The organism is Mesotoga sp. HF07.pep.5.2.highcov (genome assembly GCF_003666285.1).
GTDB classification, from domain to species: Bacteria; Thermotogota; Thermotogae; order Petrotogales; family Kosmotogaceae; genus Mesotoga; species Mesotoga prima.
Map to the genome: position 1 here is coordinate 1 of NZ_JFHJ01000533.1, position 2,937 is coordinate 2,937.

A 2,937-nucleotide genomic window follows, 5' to 3' on the forward strand; every position below is an offset into this window, starting at 1 on the left:
TCTTTGCTTATCGCCCTACTGTAAGGCCTGTCGTTTGTCATAGCATCAAAGGCATCGACAATCGAGAGAATCCGGCATTCTATTGGAATGTCTTCACCGCTTATGCCCAGCGGGTAACCCCTTCCATCCCATCTTTCGTGATGCTTGAGAATCAAATCCGCAACTGAAGAGAGGTCGGGAGATGAGATCGCTATCCTATATCCCTTTTCAGGATGTAGCTTCATTATCCTCCATTCATCAGCGGTCAAAGGACCTGGTTTAAACAGAATGCTGTCTGGAATTCCCACCTTTCCGAGATCGTGCACCTGTGCGAACAATGCAAGGTCGCTCAACTGCCTCGTGCTAAGTCTGGCTCTTCTTCCAAGTTCAAGGCAGAGTTTCTGAAGTCTCTTCGCATGCCCTCCTGAGATCTGGTCTTTTTCGGCTAGAGTTACAAGGAGTGTGTTGACCATCTGACTTCTAACGCTCGAACTTCTGTAAAGTTTATCGCGGTACATCAAGTCATCGGCTTGCTTAAGTGTTTCAACAAGTTCTTGTTCAGGGCCATTGCTCGTAGCAATACCCATCGAAACACTTAGAGGCGGTCCGGAGTTGTTCATGTTGAATTTTTCCACAATCTTTCTTACCCGCAGAGCGATCTTTTCTGTAATCTCCTCGTCCGTCTTGATCAATATTATTGCGAATTCATCTCCCCCAAATCTCGCCACAACATCCGTCTTTCTGAAGCAAGATCTCAATATCTGCGAAAGCTCGATGAGTATCTGGTCTCCTCTTGAGTGACCCATCGTATCGTTGATCAACTTCAGTCCATCGATATCTGCCGAAACAATTGAGATGGGGTAGAATCTAGAGCCTTCAAGTCTTTTAAGCTCTTCCTCGAAGTACAACCTGTTGTAAAGGTCGGTAAGTTTATCGTGAAGAGACATGTAATTCATGCGCTTCTCTGTTTCAATCCTCACAATCGCTTCGCGGGCATGAGACATCAGGAGTTCAGCAAGACGCAATTCCTGTTCGCCAAAGATCGCCTTTTTCACGGACATTGCCTGAAAGACTCCGACATCTCCAACCGGTACACTGAGTCCAGCTCTATATATATCGTTTGTTCTAAGAGCACCGGGAAACTCCTGGATATCATCGATTACATATGACTTCTTCTCTCTATAAGTCCTTCCTACAATGCCCTTATCGATCGACATTTCCAGGGGATCCCGTGGATTCAGGTTGGAAGACGCCTTTATTACGAGATTTTCTTCTTCCCTTACGCATATGAAGCAAATGTCGAATTCGAGAATCTCTTTTGCCGCTTCGATGACAAGGTCGTAGACGCTCTGCAGTTCACTGCACCTTTCGAGATTGAGAGCCGCCTCGTGGAGCCGTTCGATCCTGAACTTGTCTCTTTCAAGAATCTCAAAACTTTTTAAGCGGTCAGAAATATCCCGCGCAAACGTGAATTCATATTCTCTTCCATCGTACTTAAAATAGTTTCTGTTGATTTCAACGGGGAAAGTGGAACCATCCTTTCTCAGATGGTATGCCTCGAAATTGTCTTTCCCGTTTGATTTGAGCCTCTCCCAGCTGCTTTTTCTGTCATCAGCTTCTAGAGATTTGTCAAGATCATTGACCTTCATTGCAGTTATCTCTTCTCTCGAATACCCGAGACTCTTGCAAGCAGCGCTGTTTGCGTAGAGAATCGATCCGTCAGGGGCAATCCAGAAAGCCTCATCGTTTGCGTTGTCGAGCCCGAACTGGATGAGCTCTATTCTTCTGAGAGCCTTGCGTTCATCCGTTACGTCACATGCAGAGCAGACTACGGATTTTATATTACCGTTTTCATCGATTTCCGGAGTCTTGGTAACAATCAGAGTTCTAAGCTCGCCTTTCGAATTCCTGGTATCTTGCTCGTAAATGTGCTCCTCTTTGCCAGCAAAGACTAGTTTATTGGTTTCAATACTTGTTGAGAGGTCTTCTCCCGAAAAGATCTCGCGAATCTTCCTTCCTTCGATATCTTCCGGACGCATGCCAAAGAACTCCGCAAATGACTTGTTTACGATCCCGAAAGTCTCGGAATCTTTGAAGTACCAGATAAGTGTTGGGATGTGGTTTAGAAGCAACAGCATCTCGTTGTTCTTGGATGCTATAGACCTTTTGCCTTCCAAACGCTGAACAATCATAGTGAATGAAAGCGACATCAGGAAAACGAGACTCACAGTAGCATAATTGGCGGGAGACCACTTTCTGATAATAGAAAGTGAGATACCTTCGAACACGGAAGTCCCTTCTACACTCGATAATCTGTAGTCTTCAGTAGTCAATAATCTTAGAATCTCGTCTAGATTAAGTTTCAGAATAGCATATGAGTCTTTCAGACTCTCCAAGCCGGCGCTATCGGTAACTCTCATCGTCGCCAATAAGTCCTCTCCACTTGGAATGATCTCGTAGAAGGCCGAAGCTCCAATCGTGTGATCTCTAAGAGTCTGGAAGCTTTCACCGGCAGATACGAATTCCTCGTTGCGGTACACGACAACGACACCCTCGATCAGGCTATTGTTCTTCAGCAGATCTTCTAGATTGTAGATAACGAAGTCGGCATCACCTGACTCCAAAGCCTCGTACATCGAATCCCAGTGGAAGTAACCGAGGAAGGCGGTCTTTGCGTTATTCTCCGTGATTATCCTGGCGGAGTTTGCGATGTGATTCTCTATTTTGGAATACCTTACTTCTGTCATCGCGAAAATTATGACAGCGGCGAAAACTGTAGCAATTGCAGCTAGGAAAAGAGAGATTAGCCGGTTCTTCATAAATACTCCAGTGTGAGACAATGTTTACTATAAAGTCTATCATCTTTGATATGAAGATCGGCAGTAACTCAATGACCTTCCCATGCTGAAGTTTTAGTGGATCTTCTGGGTCGTTCATTCAGAAGAGATCTTCATTGTC

The 2,937-nt window shown here is 45.1% G+C and carries 1 protein-coding gene; it reads right to left on the minus strand.

Translation table 11 applies throughout. The features are described 5' to 3' along the window. Positions 1 to 2,798, minus strand: a 2,798-nt coding sequence (locus BG32_RS11465; RefSeq protein WP_121526852.1) for a diguanylate cyclase, incomplete at its 3' end; no start/stop codon positions are given. Positions 2,799 to 2,937: the final 139 nt, after the last annotated feature.